Genomic DNA, 21662 nt, shown 5'->3' on the forward strand with positions numbered 1-21662 from the left:
ATAATATTGCCTTTTTTTCTTTAAGTTCTTGTTTTTCCTTGGTGTTACCTATCAACCTTGCAGCATGCTGTCACATGCTTTAGTGTTCAATAATATCGTTTTGGATAGGTAGGAAGCACCATAGGAGCGGCAATAATGCCAATCAAAGTGAGAGAGTTGAGCGCCACTGAAGTCAGGCGGCTGACGCACTCAATAAGCAAGACAACCGGCAAGGAATACAACGGCCTTCACTCAGTCGGTGGCGTGGCCGGCCTGCTGCTGCAGGTCACTCCGAGCGGTGCCAAATCGTGGGTATACCGCACGCGCATTGCCGGCCAACGTCGTTCTGTTGGTCTTGGTGGCTTCCCTGATGTGACACTGGCCCAAGCTAGGGATAAGGCCCGCGTAGTCAGAGATAAGATTGCGGAAGGTATAGACCCCATAGAGGAGCGGCAGGCCGTGCGCCGCGAACTGTTAGCCGCTCGGTTGAGTACCAAGACCTTCGCCGATGCGATGGCTGATTACATTGGCATGAAGTCAACGGAATGGAAGAACCCGCGCCAAGCACAACAGTGGACCAACAGCCTTACCACCTACGCTCTGCCCCACATTGGCAAGATCCCGGTTCGCGATATTGAGCTAGGCCATATTAAAGCGGTTCTAGATCCTATCTGGCAGACGAAAACAGAGACGGCTAACCGCGTTCGTTCTCGGATGGAAACCATATTGGGGTGGTGCGCTACTCACGACTACCGATCAAACGAGAATCCCGCGAAGTGGAAGGGGTATCTTGACAAGGTTTACCCTGCGCCCGGAAAGATAAAAAAGAGGGGGCACCACGCCGCGCTTGCAGTGGATGCCATACCGGAGTTTATGACGGATCTGCAAAAGCGTACCGGCACCGCCGCCCGTGCCCTGGAGTTTCTGATTCTCACCGCTGCCCGTACCAATGAAGTTATTGGGGATAAGCGTATAGGAAAGCTGGGCATAACCTGGCAGGAGATCGACCTAAAGGCCAAAGTCTGGACAGTGCCCGCCGGGCGCATGAAATCGGGCAAACAACACAAGGTGCCGTTAACCGAAGCTGCTGTGGATCTGCTGAAAAACATGAAACCCGGTGCACCGGATGCAATGGTATTTGCTGGCGGTAATGGCGCTATACCATCCAATAATTTTCTATCTGCCCTGCTCAAGCGCATGGATCAGCCTGTTACCGCGCACGGTTTCCGGTCTACCTTTAAGGATTGGGCCAGAGAGCGCACAGCCTACGCGGACGAGGTTTCAGAGCTTGCCCTTGCCCACGTTAACAGCGACGCCACACGCGCCGCCTACGCCCGCTCAGGGCTGATTGATAAGCGCCGGCAACTGATGCAGGACTGGGAGCAGTATTGCTACCACGGGAAGGCCCAAGAGGCCGGGGAAGTCGTTTCTATTGGTGGGGGTGCAGCATGATAGGCGAGAAAGGCTATATAGAATCCCTAGAGCGTAGGTTTCACGTTGTGCGAGCCGCCCCGGACGATGAAGGCAAGCAGCAACGGCTAAAGGTATTGGTCACGCGAGCAAAGCAAGAGTTATCGGATTTACCGGCTTGGCAAGGCGTCGCTGGCCCGCATGATCCCTGTCTGGTGGAAGCGTACACATCATCCGGGACACCCTGCCCTAACTGGGATTTAGACGAGATGTACGGCTCCTTTGGTGTTTGTGCGCTGCTCCAGTTCATTGAGTCGTGGACAGACTCACGTGTACCCCGGTGGCGCGCTGCTGCCCTTTTCCTGGTGTGGGAGTTGCGGGGACGGATGTACGGCTACAGTGAAAAGTTACTTAGCAGGATGCACCGCGCCTGCCTGGAATACGAGGCCAGCATTGGGCACGCGGAGCGTGAGGCTCAACACCGGAGAGCTGCACAGTCCCGTTCCGATTCCGATGTAGAGGCAATCCTGGAGCGGCTAATCGGACGCGAGGGGCAGAACATACAGCTGTGGGCACAGTTTTACTCTGCCTTGGATAGAGGGGGAATGAATCCAGAGGAACAAACCCCAGGCAGTGACATGAACAAGTGGTTTATTCGATACATCGCCAACAACGGAAGCAAACGCCGTATTACTTTTAAGACCTTTACAAACAAACTGGCCGTCCTTCGTAATCAAAAATCCCGATAGCCCGGCTACCGGGATTCCCTCGTCTTCAATACACCGTGTCGCAATCAACCGATAACGGTGGTTTTCAATGAAAAGTTATACCAAAGGGCAACAGCCCCCTTTCCTGTCAGATAAAAGTGTAGCCAATCGTTTCGAGGTTCACCGCGCCACAGTTTGGCGCTGGTCGCAGTCCGGGACATTCCCCGCCCCCGTTAAAATCAACGGATCCACCCGCTGGAAGCTTTCCGACATTGAAGCGTGGGAAGCAAAGCAGGGGTGGGCGGGGCTATGAAAAACCCACAAAAAAGCCCCGCACCGGAGGCAACCGGTATCGAGGCCAAATATCCAAAAAAGCATCCTGATTATAGCGCAATTCTAGACAAGGTGAGAAGCAGCTCACGCATGCGCCGTGCCGTTGATGTCCTGATGAAAGGACCAGTAAATCGCCGCGACCTTGATGCAGTGATCGGCACCACCAATGCGCCGGCCTATGTAAGAGGGCTTAGAAAGCTGGGATTGTGGATTGAATGCGAAACCCTCAAGGGCCAAGACCGCTACGGACAGTATTGCCAATATGGCCGCTACCACTTGAGCCAGGCACACCGTGACGGCCTGCGCCATGCGATAGCAATGCGGGGGGGGAAGTGATGACCCCAGCACATAAGCTATTAGGTCGCCTCCAGAAAGTTAGAAGCATGGGGAAAGGCCGCTACATGGCTTGTTGTCCTGCCCATGAAGATCGAAGCCCCTCTTTATCCATAAAGGAGTGCGAGGACGGCCGTTTGCTGGTGCATTGTTTCGCGGGCTGTCCAGTCTCTGACGTCCTCGAGGCGGTGGGTTTGAGCATGGCCTCACTTTTCCCCGACAGCATGAGAAGCCACCACAAGCCAGGCCTGCCCTATTGGAAAATGGAGCGGTTGAAAGCGAAACGGGAACACGAGCGAGCAGTGTTGGTTTTGATTTTGTCTGATGCGGCTAATGGGATGCCTGTAAACGCTGAGCGCGAGGCGCTAGCTAAAGACCGTATTCGACGGATCGGGAGGCTTTTAAATGAATGATGATGTAGATGGCCTGATCAGTGAATGTGAAGCGTTTGACCCGCATTACATTGATTTGCAGCCCGCTGCCTTGATGCTTCAACAGAAGCCAGTACCTCAACGGTTTGTGATTGAGGGGCTGATCCCTGAACCGGTAGCCGCGGCGATTGTTGCCCCAGGCAGTACAGGTAAATCGTTTTTCTTGATGCAGGCCGCTGCCGCCGTAGCTACTGGAACCCCGTTTTTTGGATGCCCGGTGACGCGCCCCGGCGGCGTTCTGATGATCGGTGCAGAGGATGACAAGGAAGAGCTATCCCGCAGGCTTCACGCTATCGCGTCTGTGAGCGGCTGGGCAGACTGGCGCGAGGAGCATAAGGCGCTAGGCGAGAACTTCTACCCGGTATCGCGGCTTGGGCAGGATAACCGCCTCACGGAAAAACTCGAGGGCAACATAACGCAAAGGCCTGGATGGATTCAGGCGATTTTGGACGCAGCAAGCCGGGTGCCGAATTTGCGGCTGATTATCCTCGATCCTGTAAGTCGGTTTCGATCTGGGGATGAAAACGACAATGAGGCGGCCACTAAATTTGTGGAGGCGCTAGAAACGATTAGGCAGGCGACAGGCGTTACCGTCTTATGTGCTCACCATAGCCGCAAGGGATCCACAGGTGACACTGCCGACGATATACGCGGCGCTAGTTCGTTTGTGGATGCATTGCGATTTGCCGCCACTCTTGCGGTGCCTAATCCTGAGCAGGCGAAAAAAATGGGCCTTGATGATGACGAGTGCCGAAAGCTGGTTCGCTTCAAGGTCGTTAAGTCCAATTACCGCACCGATACCGATGCCTTTTGGATGCGCCGTACGACTGGTGGCGCTCTCGAGTGGACGGAAGCCCCGATGGTGATCAAGGGTGCTGATGAAAGAGCCGAGAAACGCTACCAGGACGCGCTGCCTTTGATCGTTAAGAAGGTGAAGGACGGGAACAAGAGGGCGAATCGGTTCCGACAGTATGCTGGAAAGGAAGGCATTTTCGGTATGGGTGAGCAGAGTTTAAGAGGGTGCGTTGCACGAGCAATTGAAGAAGGCGCTATTACTCAGGCCGCTAATGGCGACTTGAGTGTGCCCACCGGGTGATCGGGTGATCGGGTGATCGGGTGGCCACCCAAACATAGCCACCCACCCGGTGGATGGCCAGTAATGACGGGGCTTCGGGCCGGGTGGCCGGGCAAACTAAAGTCACCCGGCTCAAAGCCAGGCAGTACGCGGCTTGGGTGCGGGTGTTTTTCTGCCCCTACGGGGTACTTGGGTTTTCACCCAACCCGTATGGCAGCGAAGGCTTTGCCAAGATGGGGGCTAAAAGCCCTGGGAGCACGGTGAGAAGCACTCCGATGCTACCGGTCTTTATATTCCGCTCAGTGCAGGAAAGGGGGTAGGCGGTTCATTTAACCGCCATTAGCATAGAATAACTGGTGCTTTGGTAGTTAATATGCATTTTTACTGCCTTTATACCTATCAACTAGGTGCACGAAGTGAGACAATACCCATACATTTAGCAAGGTTTAATGAGCACTAACTATGGCCAGACCATTTGAAAAGCTACCCGCCGGCGCAAAGACTCACCTAGAGGCAATGGCTAATAATGGCTTGTTGTCCGAGTCCGCCGCCGCTACGGCGCTGGGCATGCCGTTAGACCAGTTCCGTAACGTCATAGCCAACCATAAGCCTTCCCAACAGATATGGGATAACGCCCTTGCAGTCGAGCGGGATCAACTACTAGCAGCCCTCTATAACAAGGCCGTAGACGGGGATACAAAGGCCGCCCAGACATTGCTGGCAGTTCGGCACGGTATGAGCGAGAAGCAACCACAAGGCAATTCAGAGCGCGTTAGCGTGGTGTTTAACCTGCCCGCTGCAATGGATCCGGCTGAGTACGCCAAGGCCGTTAAAGTAGAGCAGGAGCGCTTGCCCGGTGGCAGTTGAGCAGCGTCCCGACCAGTTGAGCCAATGGCAACAACAAGCCATGACGGTTCCGGAGTCGCTAGATCTGTTTCTAGGAGGGGGGCGCGGTGGTGGCAAGTCTTTTTTATTGGCCGCATTGTTCTTGCGTCATTGTGAACAGCATGCAAGTAATGCCCGATGTTTGGTGGTGCGTAAATCATTCCCCGGCCTGCAAGACCTAGAAGCAGAGTTCCTAGCCTACTACCGAAGCATTTACGGCAGCGCCTTACGTTTCGATAGCCAAAAGCACCGCTTCACCTTGCCCAACGGCGCAACAATCCAGCTAGACCAGTTGGAGCGGGAAACGGAGTTCGGTAAATACCAAGGCAAATCCTTTTCCCATATCGCAGTGGATGAAGCCGGCCAATACAACAGCCCCGCGTTAGTGGATCGGTTGCGCTCATCGTTACGCGCCCCCGTAGGCGTCCCTGTGCGCTTTGTAATCGTCGCTAACCCCGGCGGGGTGGGGCATGCCTGGCTTGTGAAGCGGTATGCACTACAAGCGCCTTGGCAGCCCTTCACGGATCCCGCTACCGGCTTTGACTTTGTGACCATCGCCAGCACCTACCGCGACAATAATTTTATTGATCGTGACCGATACGCCAAGAATTTGATGGCTTCCTGCGCGACGGATCCCGAACTAGGCAGAGCATGGCTAGAAGGTGATTGGTCGGTATTGCGTGGCGCTTACTTCGCCTCGGTGTTGGATGAACGGCGCAACATGATTGAGCCATGGCCGCATTTACCGAAGCTGGGCACGCGCTGGCAGACCGTGGACAAGTGGCGTTTTTATCTGGCGCATGACTTTGGGGTAGCTGCGCCCTCAGTCACCTACCTATTTGCGGAGTCGCCCGGTGCAAAATGTCCGCATGGCATTTATTACCCGCGTGGTTCTATGGTCATGGTGGATGAAGAGACAACGACCAGCCCCGACGACTTAAACGCCGGTATTGGGTTAACCGTGCCAGACCAGGCAGCCAGAATAACGGATATGTGCAAGCGGTGGGGGATCCCTGCAACCGGTGTTGCTGATGACGCAATCTTTAACCGCACTGGCGGGCAAGCGGGTTCTATTTCTGATGAGTTTAGCAAGGCTGGCGTGACCTTTAGCCCGGCTAAGAAGGGTTCGCGCATTGCAGGATGGCAGACCATGCGCCGTTTACTGGCGGACGCTGGGAAGCCTGACGTGCCTGGCCTGTATGTAAGCCGTAATTGCCGGATCTGGTGGGAGACGGTGCCTAGCCTACCACGCGACCCGCGCAACCCCGAGGACGTGGACAGCACAAGTGCTGACCATGCTGCCGACGCATCACGCTATGGATGCACGGGGGCTACTCAAATGGCAGTGACAACAACGCTCAGGATGAATTATTGAGACGCCGCGCAATTGCGCATATCAACCATTAGGAGCTAACACCATGGATACCGAAGAACTGCAAACCGAAGTCGAAAAGCTGAAAGCCGAAGTCGAAAAGCTGCGCAATAAAAACGCCCAAATACTGAGCGAAAAGAAGCAGGCTGTGGGAGAGCGTGACGCGCTAAGGGAGCAGGTCGAAGCCGCGAACAACGAAAGGGACGAGGCCGCACAAGAGCTAAACTACATTAAGGTCATGCAGCCCCGGCAAGCCCTCATCGAAGAAGTGGCCGTAGATGGGATGGCTGGCCCGTTGTGGCGTGAGATCAATTACCACTTTGATGTAGTGAACGTCGAAGGACGGGAAATGTTGCACCACAAGGATGGATCGCCCGTGATCGTTGCAGGCGAGGACAAGGCGACCGGCAAGGAAGTGCCAAAGCCCGTGGCCTTTGATGCTGATGGGCTAGACGCGCTTTACAAGGCGGATCTGATACCGGGCATGGGGTCAATGCTGGTAGGGAGTCGTGCTAGTGGCGGCGGTGCTACTGGCGGGGGAAGCGGGCACAATATCCAGTCGAAAACGAATAGCCATGTAAAAGGTGTGGGCTTTGGTCTGCGCTGATATACTCAGGGTATCAGGTGACCGGCTGTGCTGGTGCTTGATCCCTGCTCTACAGGCCCGTGGCCTACCCCTAGAATACCCGTGGTAATCAGGAATCAACTTAACCTAATTTAAGGTGACTTCCTATGTCAGTTACACGCCTGACGGATATTATCGAGCCGTCAAAATTTACCGATTATATTGTACAAAACACCATGCAAAGCACGGTCCTCGTGCAGGCCGGTATTATGACGAGAAACAGCGTCATAGCTGCGCAAATCACCGCAGGCGCTCACTCCTTCACTGTCCCAGCATGGCTAGACCTTGGCGACGATGAAGCAAACATTATTAACGATGACCCGTTAATCACGTCGACCCCGAATAAGCTGCAAACCACAAAGCAAGTGGTGCGCAAGGCATTTCTACATAACTCGTGGGCTTCAATGAACCTGGCTAGTGAACTGGCAGGATCGGACGCAATTAGCCGTATTCAAGAACGCGCCCAAGCCTACTGGGAGCGCCAACTGCAAAAGCGGTTAGTTGCTAGCCTGACGGGTGTCATGGCTGGGAACGTGGCAGACGATAGCGGCGATATGGTGCTGGATATTAGCACCGAAACTGGCGCGGCTAGCAAGTTCAGCGCGGCGGCTGTGATTGATGCAGCCGGAACCATGGGCGACGCCATGTCGGAGGTTACAGGCATTGCGATGCACGGCGACGTTTACCGGGCTGCGCTCAAGGCGGATCTGATCGAGTTTGTGAAAGCGTCCGAAGGCTCGCTAATGATGCCGACATTCCGTGGCCTGGCCGTCGTGCAGGATGATGGAATGCCCGTTGATTCAGGTAAGTACACCACGGCCCTGTTCGGAGCTGGCGCCTTTGGCTTTGCTCTAGCGGCGCCCCGTGTCGCTCAGGGCACGGAAATCGAGAACCTACCCAGCGCCGGCAACGGTGGCGGGCAGCAAGTGCTGCATAGCCGGGTAAATATCGGTTTGCACCCAGCCGGTTTTAGCTGGAACGAAGCATCGGTGGTGGGGGAGTCGGCGACTCAGACAGAGTTAGAAGATGCGACCAACTGGAGTCGTGTTGTTGAGCGCAAGGCCGCACCGCTGGCTTTTCTGGTGAGCAAGATCTAAGGGGTGAAGGCGGGTAAGTCGTGAGTGCCGCCAGTTAAGTGTCATGCCCTGCTAAGGTGGGGAAAATAACCGCGACAGCTAGCAAGTAGTTACCTCAACTGTGGCTAGCACTAGCCCTGCCTTAACCGGCGGGGCTTTTTATTGTCTAGGGGATGTTCAAAAAGCAATCAAATGGCGGGGATTTAGCCGATTTACCATGGATAGGTAGGAGGGTGGCTAGATTTATTTTCCCGCTATAAGTGATTGATTTATATAGGAATATGGCGGTGAGGGAGGGATTCGAACCCTCGATACCTTGCGGTATACACACTTTCCAGGCGTGCTCCTTCGGCCACTCGGACACCTCACCAGATTGTCGTCAAAAGTGCACTGGGCAGCAGTTGAGGGCGCGTAGAGTACCGGAGGGCGCGGCGGGAGGCAAGCATCCCGCCGCCGGTTGTTCACTGTTTGGCTAGCGAGAGTAACAAACAGGCTTGGTCTACGGCCAGCCAGCTCACTAAGGCCACCTGTACCAGGAAGAAACCGAAACGAATTTGCACCAGCCAGTGGTTCACACCTACTAGATGGATAATGCTTTGGGCTACCCGGGCAGCGACCAGCCAAGGCAGTAATGTGGCACTCAAGTCCGTGTTGCCGATCCATAGGGCGGTGGCTACCACCACAATGATGATGCCAAGCAACTCTAGTGTATTGAGGTAGGCCCGGTGTAATCGATTCAGCGGGCAGGCTGGGTTGTAATGATAAGGGGGGAAACCGTCGGCTTTGCTTTTGCCGCTTAGCACGGCAAGGGAGCGGGCGGAAATGAGCAAGATGAGCAAGAACAGTGCCCAGCCCGCATAGGCCAGCAGAAACAGGTGAGTGGTTGTTATTGTACTTTCAGTCATCATTGAGTCCAATCCTCGCAAGATAAAGACCCTGATATTCGCAGACTCGGGCACCATTAGCACTGGTGCCGTGGGCCAAAATGCGCAAAGTTGCCTTTCCCCGGCGTTCAAGGCGCTGTTCGAATTGGCTCCGCGCTTCGTTACTGACCGTGGCGGTGATATGGATGTCGCTGTGCAAGGGAAGCAGATACTCAAGGTCGGTTTTCACCGCCACCACGTCTGCGTTAGCGCCCGCCTGGCGGGCAAGCAATGTAGTAAGTGCCCAGCCGGAGAGTGTAAGCAGAGCTGACTGGCTACCGGCAAAAAAAGTGCCTTTGTCATTATGATTAAGCGCCAGGGGGGCGGTAACGGTGAGTGTCTGCCCGTCGAATGATGTCAGTTGGAAGTCCAGATGCCGGGTGAGGGGAATGGCATCGCGAACCTGTTCTGCTAGTGCTGCCAAGTCCATCATGGCAACTCACGAATAAAATCGGCAGGGCGCTCATCGGGCAAGGATTTGAGGCTGCTCGCCGCGGTACCCAGGTACAGGTAGGCCACCACTTGGTCCTTGGGGGCAAAGCCGAGCTTTTCCTTGGCAAGGTCTGAGTTGGCCAGTGCGCCAGTGCGCCACATAGCGCCGATACCTTGTTCATAGGCTGCCAGCATCATATTTTGAACGGATGCTCCCACCGCTAACACCTGCTCCCAGACGGGAATCTTGTGTCCTTCCGTGACTTCGGCCACGGCCACGATAATAGTGGGCGCGCGTAGGGCCTTGCTGTAGGCGTTATTCTGGGTGCGGCGGTCGGCGTTCGGTTGTTGTTCTAGCAAGTGCGCCACCATGATATCGCCCAGCCGTTCACGTTGGCGGCCCTGCAGCACAATAAAGCGCCAGGGGCGTAGCAGGCCATGGTCCGGAGCGCGAATGGCGGCACGCAGCAGCATGTCGATTTGCTCATCGTTGGGGCCTGGTTCTTGAAGGCGGGGGCTTGAGACACGGGTGGTCAGGGCGGTGAGGGTGTCCATTCAGGGCTCCTGTTATAACCGCGCCATGGTAGCCCGAATTGCAGATGAGTCCCAGTTGTAGAGTGCGGATGCTTCCCGGCAGCAAGGAATCCTCGACCTTTAGTCATCCCAGTCTTTTTTCTTATAAGGTAAACCGCTAAGCTCAGCAGAAATCGCGTGAAACCGATCACATGACCTTCATCACAAAAAAGAAATCTCGCCGTCCTCAGCTGGGGCCTATGGAGCGCGCGCGCCGCCAGGCAAATTATATTCGCCTTTTGGCTTTTCTGGTGGCCGCCATGATCCTTATTGCGGGGCTAAACCTGAACCTGTTTCCTGAGCTATATATGCTGGGGGTGGCGGGGCTGCTGATTTACCCCATGTCCGCCCAGGGCCTACTTTTTTTGTTCGACAAGCAGGATCGACCCACCAAAATGGTTCATCAGCTGCTGATGCAAGCGGATGCTATGGTGATTGGCCTTGTGTGTGCTTTGCTGCATTTCTCTCTGGTGCCCGCCATGGTGCTGTTGATCATTGTTCATGCCAACGCGGTAAGTAGCGGAGGCCTCAAACCCTGGCTGATGAATATCCTGATGACCGGCGTTGGCGCTCTGCTGATGGGCTGGGTTTTGGATTTCAAGGTGCTACCACCGCAACAGACACCGGTTTTGCTGTCGGTTATCTCCATGCTCGGTTTGGGCATTTATGTCGGGGCGTCATCTGCATTTGCTCGCCTGCAGGCTCGCTATTTGCAACAGGCACAGGAGCTGGTGCGCCATCAGCAGAAACAAGCGGTGGATATGTCTCGCAAGCTGGCCAAGTATTTACCGCCCCAGGTGTGGGGTTCCATTTTTTCCGGCAAGCGCGATGCCAAGCTGGGAACCCAGCGTAAGCGGCTCACGGTATTTTTTTCTGATATTAAAGGCTTTAGTGCCATTTCCGAAGAGCTGCCATTAGCGACTCTGACTAAGATGCTCAACACTTACCTGAGCGAAATGACCCGCATTGCACTGCGCCACGGTGGCACTATCGACAAGTTCATCGGTGATGCAGTGATGGTGTTTTTCGGTGACCCGAAAAGTGCCGGTGCCCAGGAAGATGCCTACCGATGTGTATTAATGGCCATCGAGATGCAGGAGCAAATGAAATTATTACGCCAGCGCTGGGCTCACGAAGGTATTGAGCACAAGCTGGAAATCCGTATTGGTATTAACACCGGGTATGCGACGGTGGGCAACTTTGGCACCGATTCTCGTATGGACTACACCATTTTGGGCACTGATGTGAACCTGGCCAGTCGCCTAGAATCGGCTTGCCGTCCAGGTGGCGTGCTGATTTCAGAGGCGACCCAAGAACTGGTGAAGGACCGAATTCAGTGCCGCAACATGGGTGACATCCAAGTAAAAGGATTTAACCGGCCGATTCCGGTGTTTGAAGCTCTGGGAGCCAAACGGGATAGCGGAGCAAAGAACCGTTATGTGTCGGCGCAAACGGCGGGTTTTGGTATGCATATCGACCTGGAGCGCATTCGTAACTTCGACAAGAATACTATCCTGCGCACCCTGGCCCATTGCGCCACAGATCTTAAACAGGACAAGCTAGTGGAAGTGGACTATGAGTCGGAAGGCTTCAGCTTGCATGTGGAAAGCCACACCTTGAAAAAACGGGATCGTGAGAAAGTGATCGAAATGATGGGGCGTGCCGCCAAGAAAGTGCAGACAGAAGTACGAGTGTAATTCGCTACCCGCTCCCTGAGGCGCTGCTTTAGGTGGGTAGGCGTCCACCTAAAGCAGCTGACCGAATGTTACTGACCGAGAATGGCGTCAGCGGCTTTTTCGGCAATCATTACAGTGGGGGCATTGGTGTTGCCGCCAATCAGGGTCGGCATGATAGAGGCATCCACTACGCGCAAGCCTTCTAGGCCGTGGACACGCAGCTCGCTATCGACTACCGCCATTTCGTCGCTACCCATCTTGCAGGTGCCTACAGGGTGGTAAATGTTGTCACACTTTTGACGGAGGAAACCGCGAATTTCTTCATCGCTCTGTACCTCTTTGCCCGGGAAGATCTCTTCGCCGCGCCAGTCGGTGAGCGCCTGTTGTGCCATGATCTTGCGAATGGTCTTCACGCCGCGGACCATGCCTTCCATGTCGTCCGGATGCTCCAGAAAACGCGGGTCGATCAGGGCTGGGGAGCGGGGGTTGCCGTCACGCAGGGTGATGTTGCCGCGGCTTTTAGGTCGCAGAATGCAGACATGGCCGGAGTAGCCATAGCCCATGCTGAAGAGCATGTTGAGGCCGTGGTTATCCAGCTTGGCAGCAGTCAGGTGCAGCTGCAGGTCAGGAATGTTTTCTTCAGGACGCGATTTGATGAAGCCACCGGCTTCTGCCACGTTAGAGGTCAGCTGACCAGTGCGGCGATAAAAGAAATTGAAGATCCCTTTTAGCCCGGTGGTCATGAGTGCGCCGGGGGCTAGGCTCAGTGTGTCCTTACGCAGGCTTTTATGGACCACTAGCGCATCGGGGTGGTCCTGCAAGTTTTCGCCAACCCCAGGCAGATCATGAACCAGCGGAATGTTGTGTTCGGCCAGTTCCGCCGCCGGGCCTACCCCGGATAGCTTTAGCACCTGTGGCGAGTTGATGGCGCCCCCGGAGAGAACCACTTCGTTGTCTGCTTTTAGGGTGCGGATCTGACCGTCGTGCTCCACTTCTACGCCGATGGCCCGTTTGCCGTCGAACAAGATGCGATTGACCAGTGCATTGGTCATGATGGTCAGGTTAGGACGATCCATTACCGGGTGCAGGTAGGCTTTGGCAACACCGCAGCGCTCGCCATCCTTCTGGTTCACCTTGTACATGCCCATGCCTTCTTGTACTTCATTGTTGAAGTCGTCGGTGGCAGGGTGCCCGGCTTGCACGCCGGCTTTAACAAAGGCGCGGCTCACCGGGTGGGTGAATCGCAGGTCGGCAATGTTTAACTTGCCACCAGTGCCATGGTAGGTGCTTTCACCCGCTTCATAATGCTCAGAGCGTTTGAAAACAGGCAGGACATCATCGTATCCCCAGCCTTTATTGCCCAGTTCCGCCCAGTGGTCATAGTCCCACTTATGGCCACGGGTATAACACATGGCATTGACGGCGGAAGAGCCGCCCAAGGTTTTCCCTCGCGGAATATAAATCTGGCGGTTATTCAAGGCTTTCTGGGGCACGGTGTAATAGCGCCAGTTCCGTGCGTTGGAGCGCATCATCATGATGATGCCCGCAGGAATCCGAATAAATAGGCTGTTATCGGCGGGGCCGGCTTCAAGGAGGCACACGCGATTATTCGGGTTTTCGGAGAGGCGGTTGGCGAGTACGCAGCCGGCGGAACCGGCGCCAACAATGATGTAATCAAACTGCATGGTATCTGCCTTGTGCTAGTGACACAGTAAACAGAGCATTCTAGGAATTCGGCGTATGAAAACGAGGTTTGTTTGTGACCGGCGAGTCCAATGTATACCACGTTGGATGGCGCTGTTTTTGGCATTAATGCCTGCTTTGGCGGTTTCGGCAGCGCCTCCGGAGTGGCGAGAAGTGGTTTTTGCCGGGCATACGGCGTATCGACAAACCACTGAGTGCTGGCAGGCCCGTGCACAGGGAACGGCCTCAGGGCTGGTGCGGGAGAAAAGCGTCGACCTTGAAAAAACGCCTTGGCTGGTCTGGCAATGGCGGGCTGAGGCTGTGGCCGCCTGGCCGGATACCAACGAGCAGCATAAAGCCGGTGATGATTTTCAGGCACGGGTGTATGTAGTGAAAAAGGGGTGGTTGCCCTGGCAAACCCGGGCGATCAATTATGTTTGGTCGCGGCAATCTGCGCCTGGCGCTCATTGGCCAAACCCATTTGCGCACCAGGCAGAAATGGTGGTGGTGCAGGGGCCAGGCGGTGCCGGAGTGGCGCATATGTTTTCACGTAATGTCCAAGCGGACTTCCAGCGTTTCCATGGAATGGCGGTGACATCGGTGGATGCGGTGGCGATCATGACCGATGGCGACAATACTGGGGCCACGGTGACCAGCTGTTACCAGTTGCCGTCCTTTCGCTCCGAGATGCCTTGAATACAAATGCATTAAAGCGGAACGTCAGTTGATCATTGGCCAGGCTTGCGAACACAAACGCTAATCAGGAAACGCTCAATGGGAAAAGAGAGTTGCGGCTAGAGCGCTGCCCTGTTTATTATTTGTTCAGCGGGCTGTCTGTGATTAGGTTGTTGAGGCAAATTAATCAGAGATAATAAAGTAAAGGCGCCGCCACCGTGCTGACATACCCACACCGGCAATGCACGACCTTCCACGGGGTTTCCCGCAATAGCGTTCCTATCTCTTTTTGCCTTCTGTTGCAGAATCGTCATCACCTTACGTTTATATCTGATACAGCCACACTCAATTACATTGCTGAGGTTGCCCATGACTGAACGTATTTTGCGCTTGGACAAGGCGGGAGCCCCGGTCGAATGGTTGGACTGGCAGGTCGCCGCCACCCTTTATGCTCGTGGTCTGGTCACTTGGACGCTGGGGGAAGAAATCTACCGGTTGCAGGGTGGGACCAGCCGCACTACCGGTGCTCGATCACTCTTATCCCTCCACTCGATTATCGCCTGCGATGGCATTACCCACAGTTATAAGCGCCCGCCTCCACCGTTAACCAATCGGGCTCTTTTCCGTCGCGACAAGCATCTGTGCTTATATTGCGGTAAATCCTTTGCTGAAAATGCGCTTACCCGTGATCACATTGTGCCTACCTCACGTGGTGGTAAGGATCGCTGGTTGAATGTAGTGTCGGCTTGTCGGCGCTGTAATCAGCGTAAGGGGAGCCATCGATTGGACGAAATTGGCATGGAATTACTGGCCCTGCCTTATGTGCCGAATATGGCAGAGTATCTGGCGCTGATTAATAGCCACCGTATACGGGGGGACCAGATGGCCTTTCTACGTAGCCAGTTTGGTAAGGAAAGCCGGTTTTTGTAAGAAAAATGTAAAAAATAAAAAATGCTAATGGGTCCTTATTTACATTGGGGAGGCTCAATTACCATATTTCACTTCGTCTTGACGTGAATTCAGATAGACTAAAATTATTTTTCAGATTTCTCGTCAGGGGCGTGCCCATTCGTTACGTCATTTTTTTCTTGTGTTGGTGTGTTGCGGCTACTGCCTCGGCAGTAGAGAGTAAGGCTGACGCCAAAACAGCGGCCTTTTATTATGGCCCCGATATTCCATGGGCTTCGCTGGCCGTGTTTGATTTTCCCGTGGTGGAGCCAAATCAGGCTGACACTGTGCCCCAGGCCTACCAGGGTGAACATTTCTATGCCTATGTGAGCTTGGGTGAAGTGCTGGCCCAACGTCATTATTTCTCTGGTTTGGACAAGGCCTGGTTGTTGGGGAAAAACCCGGACTGGGGGTCGTTTATTCTTGACCAGTCTTCCCCGGCGCTACGCAGCTACTTTATTGATGCCGTGATTGAGCCTCTATGGCAAAAGGGCTATCGCGGTTTTTTCCTTGATACCCTGGATAGCTATCAACTGGTCGCGGAAGACGACGCCGCCCGTGAACGTCAACAAAAAGGGTTGGCCGCGCTGATAAACGCTATTGCCGAGCGCCATCCCGAAGCCGGGTTTATTTTCAATCGCGGTTTTGAGCTGATGCCATTGATTGAGGCCCGCGTGGATGCGGTGGCGGCAGAGTCCCTCTACCAGCGTTGGTTGCCAAGCAAAGATCAATTTGCCGTGGTTCCGGAGTCGGACCGGCAATGGCTGCTGGATCAGTTTGAGCAAGTCCGTGAGCGCTATGGTGTTAGCACTATTGCCATTGATTATGCCCCCCCCAGGGACCGTGACCAGGCACGTAAAATCGCTAGCGGCATTGCCCGCCATAATGTGATTCCTTGGGTGACTAACCCGGCGCTGGATATGTTGGGCGTGGGAGAGCTGGAGGTCATCCCTCGCCAGGTATTGATGGTCACCGGTGGTAGTAAAGAAAGCACTTGGGAATTATCCATGGCGGTGCTCTATGGGTTAATGCCACTACAGTTTCAAGGGCTGGTACCCGATGTGCGGGTAATAGATACACCGATGCCCGCGGGAACGTTGGCGGGCCGTTATGCCGGTATTGTGGTTTGGCTAGAAGACCCGCAAGCCCGCAGCGATGAATTTGAAGACTGGTTGGCTCTACAGAAAGACAACGGCGTTCCCATTCTCATGTTGGGTTTCCCTGCAATTGACCCGAAAGGTTCCCATGCAGAGGACTTTGGATTTATCTCACGGGGCACGCCGACCAGCCCGCCCAGTATTCACTATCAGCACCCGGACATGGGGTTCGAAATTCCGCTACCGGGATTACTGGATGTATCTTCCCCGCTGGACAGTAAAGAGGCCAATCCTTGGCTTGAATTGCGTAGCGACAACCAGACACTGATTCCGGTGGCCACCACCCCGTGGGGCGGCTATGCCTTTCAGCCCTTCCCCATTCGCTCCATGATGCCCGGTATTAAAGAAGGCATGAACCGCTGGATGATCAACCCGCTCACCTTTACCCGTGAAGCGCTGAAGTTGCCGGCCATGCCGATTCCGGATGTAACAACAGAAAATGGACGTCGCTTACTATTTGCGCATATGGATGGCGATGGCTTCCCCAGCTTGGCGGAAGTGGAGGGCTATCGCAATGAAGCCGACGCCTTGGTTTTATTAGATGAGATTCTTAAGAAATTCGATATTCCAACCACCATTTCGGTGATTGAAGGGGAGGTGTCCAGCGAGGGCCTGTACCCGAAAATGGCGCCGGAATTGCAACGCATTGCCCGCGCCATGTTTGCGCTTCCCCATGTGGAAGCGGCAACCCATACCTATTCACATCCCTTCTTCTGGTACGATGCTCAGGAAAATCCCGGTGAACTCTACGGGCCGGAAGGGCAGCTGAGATTGCCGATTCCTGATTACCGTATGGACCCGGTGCGTGAGGTGGTAGGTTCGGCAAACTATATTGAGCGCGAGCTGTTACCTCCGGGTAAGAAAACACGCATGGTGTTGTGGAGCGGAGATACCATCCCCACTCCGGAAGCGCTAAAAGCGGCCCGTGAAGGTGGCTTGCTGAACATGAATGGCAGCAATACCACCATTACTGAAAGTGCACCGACCTGGACCCTAGTCAAAGGTATTGGTGTGCCCAAAGGCGATGAGTTTCAGGTGTATGCACCTAACCAGAATGAAAATATTTACACCAATGAATGGACCGGTCCTTTTTACGGGTTTGAAAGGGTCATCGAAACCTTCAAGCTGACCGAGACTCCGCATCGTTTTAAGCCGGTGGATATCTACTACCACACCTATATTGCTAGTAAGAATGCGTCGCTGGAATCATTGCGCCGGGTATATCAGTGGGCCAGTGAGCAACCGTATTTTCCGCTCTTTGCATCGCAATACGTGCGTAAAGTGCTCGATTTCAACGATATGGTCATTGCCCGTCGTGGTGATGAATGGTTAATTCAGGGCAGCGGTGAGTTGCGTACTTTGCGCTTACCGGATGAGCTGAGCTTTCCGGCAATATCCGGGAGCGATGGGGTAGCTGGATTCCGGGAGGATAAACCGGGCCGTTATGTTCACCTCAGTGGTGGCCGCGCCCGTTGGCAGGGGCGGGTAGCATCGGGTGATGCCATTCCCTATCTACAGCAGGCGAACGGGCGGTTGACGGCTTTCTCTCGGAATGGGAAAAGACTGCAATTCTCCCTGAGCGCCATGGCTCCACTGGCGTTCACCTTGGCCAACGTCGAAGGCTGCACTCTGCGTCACCAAGGTAACATTATTAAACCGATTGGCCGTCACGGTCGATTTAATCGCTACAGGAGTGCGGCACGTGAGCTCAACGAGCTACGGTTACAATGTCCGCACTGAGCGGCTGCGGGTCGTTGGTTTACTCGAACTATTTGCCTTCCTGATTCTCATCGCGGTGGTGTGCTGGATGGTCTTCCCACGGGACCTATCCTCGTCGTTGCGCAGCGCTCGTCTGGATGCGGTTACGTTTAGTTATATGCAGGCATGGCTGAAGGCGAAACCCGACGACCACGAGTTACGGCTGCTGATGGCTCGCGAATTGATTCTGCAAGGCGATTTTGTGGAGGCAGATAATCAACTGAGCTATGTGGCACGTGTTAGCAATGGCCGTTATGACAGCCAGATCGCTTGGCTGGAATTACGTCGCGAATTTACCCGCCTGATGGCCATCACACCGGACAACCGTTTTGGAACCATGTTGCAGCATGGCACCCTAGCGCAGTTGCGCAGCATTGACTGGGGTGCGCTGAATAATGAAAAGCGCATGGCGTTTGCAGATATGGCCCTGGCCCTGGGGGACGTAGACCAGGCGGTACAGGCTTTCACTCGATTGGCTGACAATGCGGCTAACCCTAGCCGCTGGCATGTGAGATCAGCCAAAGTGCTGCTGGCCCATGGCCGTTACTCGGAATCGGCGGACACCTATATTGCCGCTATGGATTCACGAGGCAATTATCAGGTGCGCAAGCGCTATTTTCTGGCTGCGCTGGATGCTTTGCAGGCAGGGAGCCTGCATCGCAAGGCCATGCGCTTGGCCGGCGCCCGTGAACGGTCGTTTTATAATGACAAAGACGTTTTGTACCGGTTAATGACCTTGGCTCAGGCTGGCGGCAATATGGCAGCGGCAGAACATTATGCGGTGTTGCTGTTAAGGCTGGCGGATATCGAGGAGCCCGGATGAAGTTCCGTCTGTTGCTTATGGTTGTTCTTGCTTCGGTATTGGCCGGCGCATGGCCAGCCCATGCGGCGGATCCAGAACCCTATGTGGAACGCTATTACGATCGCAGTTATCGGGTGTTTATGGCGTCGGGCAATTTACCCCGTGCCCGGCAAGTGATTGAAAATGCGCTCTACTGGCGTTCCGACGATGAGCGCTGGTGGCGTCGTTTGGCTGAAGTATCCCGTTGGTTGGACGACCCGGAAACCGCATTGAAGGCCTGGCGTCAGGTGGCGGAGTTGAGTAATGACCCGCAGGCGTGGAAGCACGTACTGGAGTTAGCGCCACTGACCTATAACAACCGCCTTGCGCTGCGGGCTCACAAGGCGCTATTGAGCGCGTCCCCTTACGATGCGGGCATCATTGCCACCATCGGTCGGCAATACGAGTTGTTGGGTCAGCCTGAAGCAGGGCTGCGCTTCTTCGAACAGTGGCGTCGTAGTTATCCCAGCAAAGCGGTGCTAAGAGAAATGCAACGCCTGGCTCTGAACCAGGGGGAAGATATGCTGGCGGCGGGTTATTCCCGGGAATACATGGATCGTTTTGGTCCTGAGCCGTTGATGGCAGAACAGGCCGCAGATCTGTACTGGCTAAATGGTCAACGCGAAAAAGCGCTGTTAGACCTAAATCGTGATGCTAACCAGTTGCCTTATATACCCGCATTGTCCCGTCGTATTGCGGTGATGGCCGGGGAGTTGGGGGAGTGGGATCTGGCACTGTCCCGTTACCAGGAGCTGGTGGACAATGAAGACGATCAGACAGACGACCTGTATAACTATATAACGCTGTCCCGTTATTACCAGCCGGAGCGGCTAGCATTGCTGATGGGCCGGGCCTGGCGCAAGAACGGTGACCCGCAATTGGCACTTGGCGCATTGTACCAGCTGCAGTCTCGCGGCGATGATGCCGCCATTGATGCCTTTCTTAAGGGGCTGAGCGCGGAACAACGACAACGGCTTGAACAAACCCCGGAATTTTTGCGCTTCTATGCCAACCTGCAATTGCATCGCGGGGATGCAGACGCGGCGCAGCGGTGGCTTAATAAAGCCTTGGTTTTAAATTCCGAGGACAGAGAAACCCGCATTAGCTGGATGTGGCTGCTCATCGCCACAGGCCAAGATACCGCGCTGCAACAGGCTCTGGTGAATTGGGAAGACTCGGCTCGCATTGACCGCCGCTATTGGAACGTGCTGGCAGCTTCACAAATGGCCTTGGGTAATGCGGAGCAGTCCCTGCGCTATGAAATTGAACTACTGAAAACTGCCCGCGATAACTGGGAGAGGCAGTGGTATTACTCCCAGGCGTTGATTGCTTCTGGGCGAAACGGGCAAGCTTGGCCGGTAATGCGCCGCCTAAAAGAGCAGCTTCCGTTTACGGTCGAACCGCAGCAACAGGCCACCTATAGGGACATGAAGTTGACCCTAAGCCTGTTATTTGATGATGGCGACACCACCCTCAAACTGGCCCAAGCGCAAATAGACGGCATGGAAGACGTGCCCGCCGCTCATGCTGAATGGCTAGCGCAGTGGGCCATTGGTCAGTCGGAACCTGGCTTGGCTCAGAGCTGGTATTTACGTAAAAAAATAGCACAGCAGGGCCCGCTTAAGGCTGGATCAGCGCTGGCCTATGCCTTGGTGCAGGGTGATCTGGATTCGGTAGCCAGAACGCGTGAGCAGTACTTGGGCCAGCTTAGCCTGTCCGAACAGCTGGAAGCCCACGTGCGGTTGGATGAACCGCGCCAGGCCGCTAATACTTTCATGGCCATTCAGGCCGGAGCGCCAGAGTTGGCAGGCAGTAATAATCTGCAGGAAAGCCTGCTGTTGCCTACGGCGCTTTCCTCCCAGTTTCATCTTGAGCAGCGCCGTTTGGGTGCGCTGGATATTCAGGACCTGCAGTTTGTTCAGTACCATCCGATCAGTGACTTCACGCAGTTGTCGGTGGAGGCTCGTCAGCGCAATTTCAGTAGTAATGACGATGAATTATTGCAGATCAGTGATGATGAGCAGCGCCTCTCGGTGGCGTTAGCCTACCAGCGCGAACGGTTCCGCAGTCGCCTGAAATTGGGCCAGCGCAATCTGTTGAACAATAGTGAAACCATGGCGGACTTGGAGCTGGGGGCGAACTGGACGCAGTATTGGTCCGGTAGCCTGAATTACCAATGGCGAACGCCGGCGGATGAATCGTCCCTGTTGATTCTCGGTGCGTCACGCACGGGTAGCCAGTGGTTGTTGAATTGGAGGCCATCATCCACCTGGCAAAGCAGTGTGGATTGGGCCAACTATGACTACCATGATCTTAATGAGAGCGATCTGGGCAGTGGCAGTATCATCAATGCTCAAAGCACCTGGCGCCCCTGGTTATCACGCTTTTCCCCCGGCGTACGGGTGAGGCACACCCGTGCGGACTTCACCGCTGGCGGCGACAGCATGGCGCAAGTGCGTGCGCTGCTACCCCCGGGGGCCCAGACCTTGCCGCTACCGCAGGACTATCACGAGTCGGAAATAGTACTGTTGTTGGGCCAGCCTGATGTCCATATTCGTGCGCACCGATTACAGGGTTGGGGAGAAATTGGCTACAGCGAGAACAGTTTGTCTGGGGCGGGTTTTACCGGCCGCTTCGGGGTCGAAGGCCCTTTGATCGGGCGTGATGAATGGAAGATTTACGCGGAGCAACAGCTCAATAGCGGTGGCAGTGATGAAGATAGCTACCGCTTTGGGCTGCAATATAGAATTTATTATTAGGAGTGAATCCA

18 protein-coding genes and 1 tRNA gene are annotated in these 21662 nt (G+C 54.8%); 14 read left to right on the forward strand and 5 right to left on the reverse strand.

The features are described from left to right. Positions 1–135: 135 nt before the first annotated feature. The 8 genes from AS19_RS04665 to AS19_RS04700 all read left to right on the forward strand — a co-directional run bounded on the left by AS19_RS04665 (position 136) and on the right by AS19_RS04700 (position 8247). The gene (locus AS19_RS04665) at positions 136–1431 is read left to right on the forward strand and encodes a site-specific integrase (protein ID WP_046961751.1); all 1296 of its coding nucleotides are present in this window, start codon (positions 136–138) and stop codon (positions 1429–1431) included. 774 nt (positions 1432–2205) lie between these two features. Beyond that, positions 2206–2409 (forward strand): AlpA family transcriptional regulator, encoded by a 204-nt coding sequence (locus AS19_RS04670; RefSeq protein WP_046961753.1) that lies wholly within the window; start codon positions 2206–2208, stop codon positions 2407–2409. Between the two features lie 110 nt (positions 2410–2519). Next, positions 2520–2765 carry a hypothetical protein gene (locus AS19_RS04675; RefSeq protein WP_144412625.1) on the forward strand — a complete coding sequence of 82 codons (246 nt, stop codon included), beginning with the start codon at positions 2520–2522 and terminating at the stop codon, positions 2763–2765. Positions 2766–3167: 402 nt separating this feature from the next. Next, the gene (locus AS19_RS04680) at positions 3168–4289 is read left to right on the forward strand and encodes a helicase RepA family protein (RefSeq protein WP_046961756.1); all 1122 of its coding nucleotides are present in this window, start codon (positions 3168–3170) and stop codon (positions 4287–4289) included. 441 nt (positions 4290–4730) lie between these two features. After that, positions 4731–5135, forward strand: coding sequence for a hypothetical protein (locus AS19_RS04685; RefSeq protein WP_046961757.1), 405 nt, complete (start codon positions 4731–4733; stop codon positions 5133–5135). After that, positions 5125–6528 carry a phage terminase large subunit gene (locus AS19_RS04690; protein ID WP_046961758.1) on the forward strand — a complete coding sequence of 468 codons (1404 nt, stop codon included), beginning with the start codon at positions 5125–5127 and terminating at the stop codon, positions 6526–6528. The genes AS19_RS04685 and AS19_RS04690 overlap by 11 nt, the downstream gene beginning before the upstream one ends. Before the next feature lie 43 nt (positions 6529–6571). Further along, on the forward strand, positions 6572–7132 hold the full coding sequence (locus tag AS19_RS04695) for a hypothetical protein (RefSeq protein ID WP_046961759.1): 561 nt from the start codon (positions 6572–6574) through the stop codon (positions 7130–7132). A gap of 125 nt (positions 7133–7257) precedes the next feature. After that, positions 7258–8247 (forward strand): major capsid protein, encoded by a 990-nt coding sequence (locus tag AS19_RS04700; RefSeq protein WP_046961760.1) that lies wholly within the window; start codon positions 7258–7260, stop codon positions 8245–8247. Between the two features lie 261 nt (positions 8248–8508). Here the strand turns inward: AS19_RS04700 and AS19_RS04705 are convergent. The 4 genes from AS19_RS04705 to AS19_RS04720 all read right to left on the reverse strand — a co-directional run bounded on the left by AS19_RS04705 (position 8509) and on the right by AS19_RS04720 (position 10136). Further along, positions 8509–8596 (reverse strand) — tRNA-Ser (locus tag AS19_RS04705). A gap of 91 nt (positions 8597–8687) precedes the next feature. Continuing rightward, the gene (locus AS19_RS04710) at positions 8688–9134 is read right to left on the reverse strand and encodes an MAPEG family protein (RefSeq protein WP_035458621.1); all 447 of its coding nucleotides are present in this window, start codon (positions 9132–9134) and stop codon (positions 8688–8690) included. After that, complete coding sequence (locus AS19_RS04715; RefSeq protein WP_035458620.1) at positions 9124–9582, reverse strand: YiiD C-terminal domain-containing protein; 459 nt, start codon at positions 9580–9582, stop codon at positions 9124–9126. The genes AS19_RS04710 and AS19_RS04715 overlap by 11 nt, the downstream gene beginning before the upstream one ends. Beyond that, complete coding sequence (locus tag AS19_RS04720; RefSeq protein WP_011588168.1) at positions 9579–10136, reverse strand: nitroreductase; 558 nt, start codon at positions 10134–10136, stop codon at positions 9579–9581. The genes AS19_RS04715 and AS19_RS04720 overlap by 4 nt, the downstream gene beginning before the upstream one ends. Positions 10137–10306: 170 nt before the next feature. On the opposite strand from AS19_RS04720, the gene AS19_RS04725 reads away from it, so the two are divergent. After that, positions 10307–11851, forward strand: a complete 1545-nt coding sequence (locus tag AS19_RS04725; protein WP_052753741.1) for an adenylate/guanylate cyclase domain-containing protein — start codon at positions 10307–10309, stop codon at positions 11849–11851. A gap of 68 nt (positions 11852–11919) precedes the next feature. On the opposite strand, the gene AS19_RS04730 is transcribed toward AS19_RS04725, so the two are convergent. Continuing rightward, positions 11920–13515, reverse strand: a complete 1596-nt coding sequence (locus AS19_RS04730; RefSeq protein ID WP_046961761.1) for a GMC family oxidoreductase — start codon at positions 13513–13515, stop codon at positions 11920–11922. A gap of 106 nt (positions 13516–13621) precedes the next feature. Here AS19_RS04730 and AS19_RS04735 point away from each other — a divergent pair, with 106 nt between their 5' ends. The 5 genes from AS19_RS04735 (at position 13622) to AS19_RS04755 (ending at position 21651) form a co-directional block, all read left to right on the forward strand. After that, positions 13622–14209 carry a DUF3047 domain-containing protein gene (locus AS19_RS04735; RefSeq protein WP_231483339.1) on the forward strand — a complete coding sequence of 196 codons (588 nt, stop codon included), beginning with the start codon at positions 13622–13624 and terminating at the stop codon, positions 14207–14209. 348 nt (positions 14210–14557) lie between these two features. Continuing rightward, the gene (locus AS19_RS04740) at positions 14558–15118 is read left to right on the forward strand and encodes an HNH endonuclease (protein ID WP_046961762.1); all 561 of its coding nucleotides are present in this window, start codon (positions 14558–14560) and stop codon (positions 15116–15118) included. A 131-nt stretch (positions 15119–15249) separates the two neighbouring features. After that, positions 15250–18033 (forward strand): bifunctional glycoside hydrolase 114/ polysaccharide deacetylase family protein, encoded by a 2784-nt coding sequence (locus AS19_RS04745; protein ID WP_255352986.1) that lies wholly within the window; start codon positions 15250–15252, stop codon positions 18031–18033. After that, positions 17996–18874, forward strand: coding sequence for a hypothetical protein (locus tag AS19_RS04750; protein WP_046961763.1), 879 nt, complete (start codon positions 17996–17998; stop codon positions 18872–18874). The genes AS19_RS04745 and AS19_RS04750 overlap by 38 nt, the downstream gene beginning before the upstream one ends. After that, positions 18871–21651: a tetratricopeptide repeat protein gene (locus AS19_RS04755; RefSeq protein ID WP_046961764.1), complete on the forward strand. Its 2781-nt coding sequence runs from the start codon at positions 18871–18873 to the stop codon at positions 21649–21651. Before AS19_RS04750 ends, AS19_RS04755 begins: the two co-directional genes overlap by 4 nt. Positions 21652–21662 lie beyond the last annotated feature (11 nt).

Source organism: Alcanivorax sp. NBRC 101098 (genome assembly GCF_001010505.1).
Taxonomy (GTDB): domain Bacteria; phylum Pseudomonadota; class Gammaproteobacteria; order Pseudomonadales; family Alcanivoracaceae; genus Alcanivorax; species Alcanivorax borkumensis.

Coding starts and splice junctions, on each gene's coding strand:
- AS19_RS04665 (WP_046961751.1), top strand. CDS start 136: ATGCCAATCAAAGTGAGAGAGTTGAGCGCCACTGAAGTCAGGCGGCTG.
- AS19_RS04670 (WP_046961753.1), top strand. CDS start 2,206: ATGAAAAGTTATACCAAAGGGCAACAGCCCCCTTTCCTGTCAGATAAA.
- AS19_RS04675 (WP_144412625.1), top strand. CDS start 2,520: ATGCGCCGTGCCGTTGATGTCCTGATGAAAGGACCAGTAAATCGCCGC.
- AS19_RS04680 (WP_046961756.1), top strand. CDS start 3,168: ATGAATGATGATGTAGATGGCCTGATCAGTGAATGTGAAGCGTTTGAC.
- AS19_RS04685 (WP_046961757.1), top strand. CDS start 4,731: ATGGCCAGACCATTTGAAAAGCTACCCGCCGGCGCAAAGACTCACCTA.
- AS19_RS04695 (WP_046961759.1), top strand. CDS start 6,572: ATGGATACCGAAGAACTGCAAACCGAAGTCGAAAAGCTGAAAGCCGAA.
- AS19_RS04700 (WP_046961760.1), top strand. CDS start 7,258: ATGTCAGTTACACGCCTGACGGATATTATCGAGCCGTCAAAATTTACC.
- AS19_RS04710 (WP_035458621.1), bottom strand. CDS start 9,134: ATGATGACTGAAAGTACAATAACAACCACTCACCTGTTTCTGCTGGCC.
- AS19_RS04715 (WP_035458620.1), bottom strand. CDS start 9,582: ATGATGGACTTGGCAGCACTAGCAGAACAGGTTCGCGATGCCATTCCC.
- AS19_RS04720 (WP_011588168.1), bottom strand. CDS start 10,136: ATGGACACCCTCACCGCCCTGACCACCCGTGTCTCAAGCCCCCGCCTT.
- AS19_RS04725 (WP_052753741.1), top strand. CDS start 10,307: ATGACCTTCATCACAAAAAAGAAATCTCGCCGTCCTCAGCTGGGGCCT.
- AS19_RS04730 (WP_046961761.1), bottom strand. CDS start 13,515: ATGCAGTTTGATTACATCATTGTTGGCGCCGGTTCCGCCGGCTGCGTA.
- AS19_RS04735 (WP_231483339.1), top strand. CDS start 13,622: ATGGCGCTGTTTTTGGCATTAATGCCTGCTTTGGCGGTTTCGGCAGCG.
- AS19_RS04740 (WP_046961762.1), top strand. CDS start 14,558: ATGACTGAACGTATTTTGCGCTTGGACAAGGCGGGAGCCCCGGTCGAA.
- AS19_RS04755 (WP_046961764.1), top strand. CDS start 18,871: ATGAAGTTCCGTCTGTTGCTTATGGTTGTTCTTGCTTCGGTATTGGCC.